The organism is Bradyrhizobium sp., from assembly GCF_049512235.1.
GTDB lineage: Bacteria > Pseudomonadota > Alphaproteobacteria > Rhizobiales > Xanthobacteraceae > Bradyrhizobium.
In genome coordinates this window covers 1-7796 of the sequence record NZ_JBEKXH010000309.1, presented here as the reverse complement: position 1 = coordinate 7796, position 7796 = coordinate 1, and the positions used below count along the sequence as shown (strand labels likewise).

11 protein-coding genes and 1 pseudogene are annotated in these 7796 nt (G+C 64.8%); 7 read left to right on the top strand and 5 right to left on the bottom strand.

From position 1 onward, the window contains the following. Positions 1-294: DUF6883 domain-containing protein (locus ABSG20_RS24285; protein WP_423867044.1), on the top strand; the 294-nt coding region annotated here is incomplete at its 5' end. 179 nt (positions 295-473) lie between these two features. Next, positions 474-692 (top strand): helix-turn-helix domain-containing protein, encoded by a 219-nt coding sequence (locus ABSG20_RS24280; RefSeq protein WP_423867043.1) that lies wholly within the window; start codon positions 474-476, stop codon positions 690-692. 196 nt (positions 693-888) lie between these two features. Here ABSG20_RS24280 and ABSG20_RS24275 read toward each other — a convergent pair whose 3' ends face one another. From ABSG20_RS24275 to ABSG20_RS24265, 3 genes are all read right to left on the bottom strand, one after another. After that, positions 889-1182 carry a helix-turn-helix domain-containing protein gene (locus ABSG20_RS24275; protein ID WP_423867042.1) on the bottom strand — a complete coding sequence of 98 codons (294 nt, stop codon included), beginning with the start codon at positions 1180-1182 and terminating at the stop codon, positions 889-891. 360 nt (positions 1183-1542) lie between these two features. Then, positions 1543-1761 (bottom strand): hypothetical protein, encoded by a 219-nt coding sequence (locus ABSG20_RS24270; RefSeq protein ID WP_423867041.1) that lies wholly within the window; start codon positions 1759-1761, stop codon positions 1543-1545. Positions 1762-1967: 206 nt separating this feature from the next. After that, on the bottom strand, positions 1968-2237 hold the full coding sequence (locus ABSG20_RS24265; protein WP_423867040.1) for a hypothetical protein: 270 nt from the start codon (positions 2235-2237) through the stop codon (positions 1968-1970). Positions 2238-2680: 443 nt separating this feature from the next. Between ABSG20_RS24265 and ABSG20_RS24260 the strand changes: the two genes are divergently transcribed. Then, positions 2681-2896, top strand: coding sequence for a hypothetical protein (locus ABSG20_RS24260; protein ID WP_423867039.1), 216 nt, complete (start codon positions 2681-2683; stop codon positions 2894-2896). A 23-nt stretch (positions 2897-2919) separates the two neighbouring features. Here the strand turns inward: ABSG20_RS24260 and ABSG20_RS24255 are convergent, their stop codons facing one another. Further along, positions 2920-3810, bottom strand: coding sequence for an LLM class F420-dependent oxidoreductase (locus tag ABSG20_RS24255; RefSeq protein WP_423867038.1), 891 nt, complete (start codon positions 3808-3810; stop codon positions 2920-2922). 106 nt (positions 3811-3916) lie between these two features. Here ABSG20_RS24255 and fgd point away from each other — a divergent pair, with 106 nt between their 5' ends. The 4 genes from fgd to cofC are packed head-to-tail and all read left to right on the top strand — an operon-like array spanning position 3917 to position 7333. After that, positions 3917-4921, top strand: coding sequence for a glucose-6-phosphate dehydrogenase (coenzyme-F420) (fgd, locus tag ABSG20_RS24250; protein WP_423867037.1), 1005 nt, complete (start codon positions 3917-3919; stop codon positions 4919-4921). A 17-nt stretch (positions 4922-4938) separates the two neighbouring features. After that, positions 4939-5712: a coenzyme F420-0:L-glutamate ligase gene (gene cofE, locus ABSG20_RS24245; RefSeq protein WP_423867036.1), complete on the top strand. Its 774-nt coding sequence runs from the start codon at positions 4939-4941 to the stop codon at positions 5710-5712. Then, positions 5709-6659, top strand: coding sequence for a 2-phospho-L-lactate transferase (gene cofD, locus ABSG20_RS24240; RefSeq protein ID WP_423867035.1), 951 nt, complete (start codon positions 5709-5711; stop codon positions 6657-6659). The genes cofE and cofD overlap by 4 nt, the downstream gene beginning before the upstream one ends. Then, complete coding sequence (gene cofC / locus ABSG20_RS24235) at positions 6656-7333, top strand: 2-phospho-L-lactate guanylyltransferase (protein WP_423867034.1); 678 nt, start codon at positions 6656-6658, stop codon at positions 7331-7333. Before cofD ends, cofC begins: the two co-directional genes overlap by 4 nt. A gap of 200 nt (positions 7334-7533) precedes the next feature. On the opposite strand, the pseudogene ABSG20_RS24230 reads toward cofC, so the two are convergent. Further along, positions 7534-7796 (bottom strand): annotated as a pseudogene (locus ABSG20_RS24230) (type IV secretory system conjugative DNA transfer family protein); the annotation flags it as partial.

The following is a 7796-nucleotide window of genomic DNA, read 5'->3' as shown; positions in this document are numbered from 1 at the left end:
TCCTGGCCGAAAGCACGCCTGGACATCCACGTATTCGCCGCCCTCCTCGGGCGCACTACTGCTGATGGGCTTGCGCTCCACCGGATGCGAAGCCAATCTGCGGTGATGACGAAGCGCCTGCCACACGGCGATCAGGCAATCCTCGATATGCGTAAGATCGAGGACTATTGTCTGAACCCCTCGCACCCGCGAGGTCGGCATAAAGCCCGGGTATTCCGCGAGGCCCTCGATCTTCAGCGGAGCGAACGCATCTTGGTTGCGCGACGCTCTGCTCGAAGCCGCACGTTCCGCTGAAGCATTCCGGGACGCGGAGGACGCCTGGGGACACATTGGCGCCTCGATGCAAAACTCAGGCGACAAGGAAAGAGCGCTGTGGTAAGAATGATCTGGATCTGCTTGGTCGCCGCCTTGTTGCCGGCTTCTCAGAAGCGCTGGCGCATGCGCGGGGCGAAATCGAGCTGCCGAGCTACACGGTGACAGTGCCGGATCAGGTTGACGTTGCGAAGCTCCGGCATCGCCTGGGGCTGTCGCAAAGCGGCTTCGCGCGCGCCTTTGGCCTGGACGTGACCGCGATACATGCCTGGGAACAAGGTCACCGCCGCCCCGACCGCAGCGCGCGCATCTTGCTCGCCATCATTGCGAACGAACCCGCCGCGGTGCGCGGCGCTCTTGCCGGGCCGCCTGCGGCATAGGACGTTCCTCGGCGAATTTGTAACTGCCCGGAACGGTCGGACCACTGGGGGCGCGAAGAATCGCAGAAACGAGCGTTTTGGGGTGATCCCGCGTGCTCTGGCGTAAAATGGCGCGGCGCGGCCCATGAAGATGGCACTATTGCTTCGCTGTAGCACTATGATGAAGTGCTCCGCAGTTCGGCGGACCCGGCCGAGGCTACGCTGCCTTGTCCGCAAGCAAGCGCCGCATGACCTCGGGATCGCGCTCGATGGCCAGCAACAACGCGCGAGCTGGCGCGTCCGGCGTGCTTCGGTGCTGCTCCCAATCGCGCAAAGTCGTGATCGGAAGGTGGAACGCCTCGGCAAATTCCGCCTGCGTCATGCTAAGACGCTGTCGCAGCACCTTGACGCGTGAAACCCGACGCATCTTCGCCAACTGCTCGGGGGTGAGTGGCTGCGCATCGGGATCGGACAGCGCGGCGGCCACAACCTCTTCATCGGTCATGGCCATCGAGCCGCGCCCAGTCCGTGTCACCCCGCGGCGGGGGTTCACCAGGCTTCAAGATTGCCCGCGTAGTTTGCCATTGTCCCATTCGTATTTCACACGCAAGATAGTACCGGATATCGGTAGCGACGGCAAATGCGGCTTGCTCTGGCGAAGCGTTCTGGCTCGGATTGGCGCGGGGTTGGATGCTCTGGCGCAGGGTGGCGCGCCACGGCCGACGAAGAGGGGCACTATTGCTTCGCCCTGGCGCTATGACGAGGTGTTCCAGACTACGATTATGTATCCGAAATGCCAGCCGGCGCCGCCGGCAGCGCTGCGACCGTTCAGTTGAAGGCAGAGGGCATCGCGATCGGGGGCGCGCGAGGCCTATCTTGGATAGGACGCGACGGCATCGGTCCTGGTGATTTCAACGCCGGAGGCGAGCAACTCCTCCAGCCGACCTTCGACCTTGGTCACAAGCTCTGGATCGCGACCGCGCACCGAGATGTCATTCCCAACCATTTCAGGAAAGTAGTCCGCTGTAAGCGGCAGGCGCGCAATCCGGCTCGCATCGACCTGAAACGCCGCCTTTTGACCCAACTCCATCGCCCTTGCCTGACTGACGAAAAGATACTGGCGGGGGCGCCGCGTACCTTGGTAGTCCGTGCGCGACGTGGTGCAGAAAACGATCGCAAAGACGGTACCGTCTTGGCGGCCAGTCGCGGCGCATAACACGATGTGCGGCGATGGCCCCGGTCCACGACACTCGCGAAACGGAAAGTTGCAGAGAACGTAGTCGCCCCGACGAAGCATCAATCGCGGCGATCGAAGAGGCTTCCATACAGCGCGGAGCGCTGATTGTAGCTCTGGTCGTCCTCGTCGGGCTCGCGGTCAATATGGATTTCGCCGCCATCATCGACGTGGTCGTAGACAAGAACGCTTTCCTCGCCGAGGGCTCTTTCGAAGCTTCTGCGCAACAGCAGCGACACATAGGCCGTTACTGTCAAACCCTCCTCCGCGGCCCGCCGTGCGGCCGCGTCGGCAACGTCGCGTTCAATTTCGATCCGAGCCAGATCACTCATCGTAATTCTCCGCCGCTAAAAGGCATAGCACCGTCCAGCGACAGTTGCGAGCCCAACCGGCAGCCGGCCCCAACGAGGGCGGCAACATCGCTTCACGCCCAGCCGCCTTGCCCGAAGCGCCGGCCCGCCTCTGGGGTCTTTTGGCGGCAGTGGCGGGCGCCGGCTAACGACCGAGCATCGAGGGCGGCTATGTCGCACTGTGGCGTAAGCTGGCGCGCCACGGCCGATGAAGATGGGCAATATTGTTGCGCCGTGGCGTTATGATGTCACTACCCGCCAAGCGCTCCAATCAGCAAAGCCGCGACGACGTGCGATTTTGCGCTACGCCTCATGGCGTGATGGTGGAGTAGTGCCCCTGATTTGCCCGACCTTTCAAAATGTTTTCGCGGGATCGCGCATGCCAGCGACCGCTACTTTGCATGGGGTTGTTTTCGATATTTTAGTTGGGAGCGAGCACCGCGTCGGCCTTGCGGCTGCCGACGGCGGGAGCGACCGGTTCATCGATGCGATGGTGCTGTGGGGCGACGCGGACACGGTCGGTGCGCGGCCTGCGGGCGCACTTCACAGCCGGCGCCACGCATGTCTGTCTGCAGCCCATCCACGCCGATGGCGATTTCGCCGCCCGCGACCGCATGCTGGCCGCGCTCGCCGATAGTTGAGGCGGGGGTGTGCCGCGGCTGCCTCAGAGCAGATCGGCGACCGCGTTGCGGTAGCGGCGCATCGCGTCGACATGGTCGGTCATGCTGCGGCCGGCCATGCGCTTGTGGTGGTAGCCGCCAAAGGTGTTGTGCAGCGTGACATGCGTGACGCCTGCCTTCTTCCAGAAGCTGATTTCTTCGCGCCAGTCCGCCTCAGAGCCTGTGCCGGTTGAGGTCCAGACTTCGAGGCCAACCGACGCCGGATCGCGTCCCTCGGCTTCCACCAGGCGGCGCAGCTTGTCGAATTCCGCGACGACGCGGGGTCCCGGCGGTTCAGACAGCATGATCCAGCCGTCGCCCCACTTTGCGATCCGCTGCAGCGTCACGTCCATGTGGCCGCCGAACCACAGCGGAATTTTGCGGCGTGGCGGCAGCGGATTGATGCCGGCGTCCTGGAGGCGGTGCCACTTGCCCTCGAATGTAATGTAGGGATTGGCCCAGAGCGCTTTCATCACCTGGACCTGTTCCTCGGACCGCTTGCCCCTATTGTGGAAATTCTCGTTGAGGCCGGCGAACTCCATCTCGTTCCAGCCCACGCCGATGCCGAACCGGAAGCGGCCGCCGCTGAGCACGTCGAGACTGGCAGCCTGCTTGGCAACCAGCACGGTCTGACGCTGCGCGAGAATCAGCACCTGGGTGGAGAGTTCGACCTTTTTCGTGCAGGCCGCGATGAAACCGAACGCCACGAAGGGGTCGTGGAACAGGCCGAGCCCACCCGCCCGGCCGCTGGCGGGGTTCGCCGGGTTGCCGCCGAGGACGTGGTCCGCCAGCGTCAGACCTTCGTAGCCTTCGGCCTCGGCGAACTCTGCGAATTCGCGCACGATTCCGCCATCGCCACCGATGTCGCCCAAAGGCAGAGCAATTCCGAGATGCATGGTCGCTTCCTCGCTTTGGCTGGTTGCCGGTTTTCCGCTATTCTATACATTTCCGCGACGGGTACCACGGCATCGGCAGCGACCGGCGCCAGCCAGGAGACGTGCGGTGATCAAGCTCGGATACAAGGCATCGGCGGAGCAGTTCGCGCCGGGCAAGTTGCTGGGCTTCTCGTGTCTTGCCGAGGAAGTCGGTTTCGATTCGGTGTTCATCAGCGACCACTTTCAGCCATGGAAGCACGAAGGCGGCCATGCGCCCTTCTCGCTGACGTGGCTGGGCGCGCTCGGCGCCAGAACGTCGCGCGTCGTTATCGGCACCAGCGTGCTGACGCCGACTTTCCGCTACCATCCTTCCATCGTCGCCCAGGCCTTCGGCACGATGGGCGCGATGTTCCCCCGACGCGTCGTGCTCGGCGTCGGAACCGGTGAAGGACTGAACGAAGTGCCTTCGACCGGCCAGCCTTGGCCGGAATTCAAGGAGCGCTTCGCGCGCCTGCGTGAGGCCGTCACGCTGATTCGGGCACTCTGGACCCAGGAGCGGGTCAGCTTCGAAGGCCAGTACTACAAGACCGAGAAGGCGACGATCTACGACCGCCCGGAGGCGCCGGTGCCGATCTATGTCGCCGCCGCGGGTGCCCTCGTAGCGCGTTACGCCGGCCGCTCCGCCGAGGGATTCATCTGCACCAGCGGCAAGAAGCCGGAGCTCTACACCGAGACCCTTTTGCCGAAGGTCGCCGAGGGCATCGCGGCGTCGGAGGATCCGTCGCGGTCCTTCGATCGCATGATCGAGGTCAAGGTGTCGTTCGACACCGACAAGGTGCGAGCGCTCGAGGATACGCGCCACTGGGCGGCGCTGGCGCTGACATCAGAGGAAAAGATCAAGGTAGAGGATCCCGTGGAGATGCAGCGCCTCGCCGACGCGCTGCCGCTGGAGCGCGCCGCCAGTCGATGGATCGTGTCCAGCGACGCCGACGAGCACGTCGAGCGGATCGGCTACTATGTCGGTCTCGGTTTCCGTAACCTGGTGTTCCACGCGCCGGGACAAGACCAGGCGCGCTTCCTGAAACTCTACGGTGAGCACGTGCTGCCGCGGCTGCGCAAGCGTTTCGGCTGAGTGGGCAGGACAGGCCGATGAAGCGCAGCAGCGCCGTTGAGATGATCGCCGTCCCCGGCATTCCGCTGGTGCGCAAGGACGACGATCTCATAGCCTTGATCGGCGAGGGGTTGGCGCGCGGTGGCATCGTGCCACGTGGCGGCGACGTCTTCGTGCTGACGCAGAAGATCGTGTCCAAGGCCGAAGGGCGCATGGTCGATCTCGCGGCCGTCGAACCCTCGACTGAGGCGATCGAACTCGCCGGCAAAATCCAGAAAGATCCGCGCATCGTCGAATTGATCCTGTCGGAATCGGTGCGCGTCGTGCGGGCAAGGCCGGGCATCCTGATCGTCGAGCACCGGCTGGGCTTCGTGATGGCCAATGCGGGCATCGACCTGTCCAACGTGTCCTCTCCCGATGACCCCCAGCGAGCCCTGCTGCTGCCGGTCGATCCCGACGGCAGCGCGGCGACATTGAGGAAGCGCCTGTCGCAAAGGTTCGGCGTGTCGGTGGCGGTGATCATCAGCGACAGCTTCGGCCGTGCCTGGCGGCGCGGTACCTGCGGCGTTGCGATCGGTGCCGCCGGCCTCCCGTCGCTGATGGATCTGCGTGGCTCGCCCGATCTGTTCGGCCGCGAGCTCCAGGTCAGCATCACCGGGCATGCGGACGAGATCGCTGCTGCAGCCTCGCTGGTGATGGGGCAGGGTGCCGAAGGCCAGCCTGTCGTCGTCATGCGCGGTCTGACATGGTACGGTCCCGACAATGCTGCGTCCGAGCTGGTGCGCCCGGCCGCCGAGGACATGTTCCGATGAGCAAACGACTTGTCGTGGCGCTGTCCGGCGGGGTCGGCGGCGCCAAACTGGCGCTCGGTCTGAGCCGCGTCTTGCCGGCTGAGGAACTGCTCGTGGTCGCAAACACCGGCGACGATTTCGAACATCTTGGACTGAGCATCTCGCCGGATATCGACACGCTGACCTACGTTCTCGCCGGCATCGACAATCCCGCCACCGGCTGGGGCCGGCGTGACGAGACGTGGTCGTTCATGGACTCAATCGGTGCGCTCGGCGGCGAGGACTGGTTTCGGCTCGGCGACCGCGATCTCGCGCTGCATGTCGAGCGCACCCGTCGCCTGCGCTTGGGGCAGACACTCTCCGAGGTGACATCCGACATTTGCCGGCGCCTCGGCATCGGTGCCCGCGTGGTGCCGATGAGCGACGACCGCGTGCGTACCCGCGTGCGCGGCGAGGCGGGCTGGATCGACTTCCAGGATTACTTCGTGCGCCAGCAGTGCCGTCCGGTTGTCCATGAGCTTAATTTCGACGGCGTGAGCCTCGCCCGGCCGCAGGTCGACATCACGGCGGCGCTGCGCTCGGGCGAGGTGCGGGCCGTGATCGTCTGTCCGTCCAATCCCTTCATCAGCATCGAGCCGATCCTGGCGATATCAGGCATGCGCGACGCGATCAAGGCGAGTGGCGCGCCGGTCGTCGCGGTGTCGCCGATCATCGGCGGGCAGGCCGTCAAGGGCCCGACCGCGAAGATGATGCGCGAACTTGGCCTCGAGGCCAGTGCCGCCGGCGTCGCCGCACGCTACGGCGACCTGCTGGATGGCTATATCGTCGACCACGCCGACGCCGATGGGATCGGCGATGTCGGCGCGCGGGTCACGATCGCTGGAACCCTGATGAGGAGCCTGCATGACCGGGAGAGGCTGGCGCGCGTGACGCTCGACGCGGCGGACGCACTGGCTGTGCGGCGATGAGCGACATCTGGGCGGTCATTCCCGTCAAGGAGTTCAATGGCGCCAAGCATCGCCTGTCGGGTCTGCTGTCGCCGCCAGAACGCCGGCTTCTCGCCGAGACCATGCTGACGGACATGCTCGACGCCGTCGCCGGTTGCCGGCATCTCGCCGGCGTGATGATCGTCACGCTCGATCCGCATGCGACGGCTCTTGGCGAAAAGATCGGTGCGCGGATCGTGACCGAGGGCGCGCGGGACGGACATACCGGCAGCGTCAACGCCGGCCGGCGCCTTCTCGCGGGCGAAAAGCGTGGCGGCATGGTCACGATGCCCGGCGACATTCCAGCCACCCGCGCCTTCGAAATAGACGCGGTATTATCGGCGCATCTCGCCGCGCCCTCTTTCACGATCTCGCCGGCGCATGACGATCAGGGATCCAATGCCGTCGTCTGCTCGCCGCCGGAATCGGTGCCGCTTCGCTTCGGCGATAACAGCTACTTCCCGCACCTCGACGCCGCGCGTCTTCAGGGCATCGAGCCGACGGTGATCCGTCAGCCCGGAATCGCAGTTGATATCGACCATCCGGTCGATTTGGCGCTTTTCCTGCGCCTGCCGCAATCAGCCGGCACGCGTACCCGCACGCTGCTCGACGAACTCGGCGTGCCCGCGCTGCTGGCCCGGCGGGGCATCGGCTAGAGCCTGGCCGATAGGGCACACACGCTTCGGCGGCAATTTTTTCGCTACGTGTCAGTCTTGACTTTTCGTCCATAGGCATCGGCGCCGAAACCGAAGCCTAAAGCGTCCTTCCAACTCGAATTTCAATTCGTAAGGAGAAGAGGCCGGGCATGACCGCCGGCCCCTCCATCGCCATCCTAGACGGTGCCAACCGACTTAGGTGTCAAAAGCGTCGGCACCACGAGACCGACGCCTTTGCCGGACCGGGTCGGCGCAAAGCACAGCACATGCTCCGGTCCGTCGTGGCGGAGATGGTCGCGATCGAAGCGTCCCACCAGAAGAAGGTTGGCGGGAGGTAGACTGGCACGCCAGGCAAGACTTCGAACCATGGCTGTCCAAGCCGCGGCAGGTAACCGAGTTTCCACGCCACCCACTGCGTTGCCGCCCAGACGGTGACGACCACGATCGCAAGGACGACGAGGAT

Coding starts and splice junctions, on each gene's coding strand:
- cofD (WP_423867035.1), top strand. CDS start 5,709: ATGAGCAAACGACTTGTCGTGGCGCTGTCCGGCGGGGTCGGCGGCGCC.
- ABSG20_RS24275 (WP_423867042.1), bottom strand. CDS start 1,182: ATGGCCATGACCGATGAAGAGGTTGTGGCCGCCGCGCTGTCCGATCCC.
- ABSG20_RS24255 (WP_423867038.1), bottom strand. CDS start 3,810: ATGCATCTCGGAATTGCTCTGCCTTTGGGCGACATCGGTGGCGATGGC.
- cofC (WP_423867034.1), top strand. CDS start 6,656: ATGAGCGACATCTGGGCGGTCATTCCCGTCAAGGAGTTCAATGGCGCC.
- ABSG20_RS24265 (WP_423867040.1), bottom strand. CDS start 2,237: ATGAGTGATCTGGCTCGGATCGAAATTGAACGCGACGTTGCCGACGCG.
- cofE (WP_423867036.1), top strand. CDS start 4,939: ATGAAGCGCAGCAGCGCCGTTGAGATGATCGCCGTCCCCGGCATTCCG.
- ABSG20_RS24270 (WP_423867041.1), bottom strand. CDS start 1,761: ATGGAGTTGGGTCAAAAGGCGGCGTTTCAGGTCGATGCGAGCCGGATT.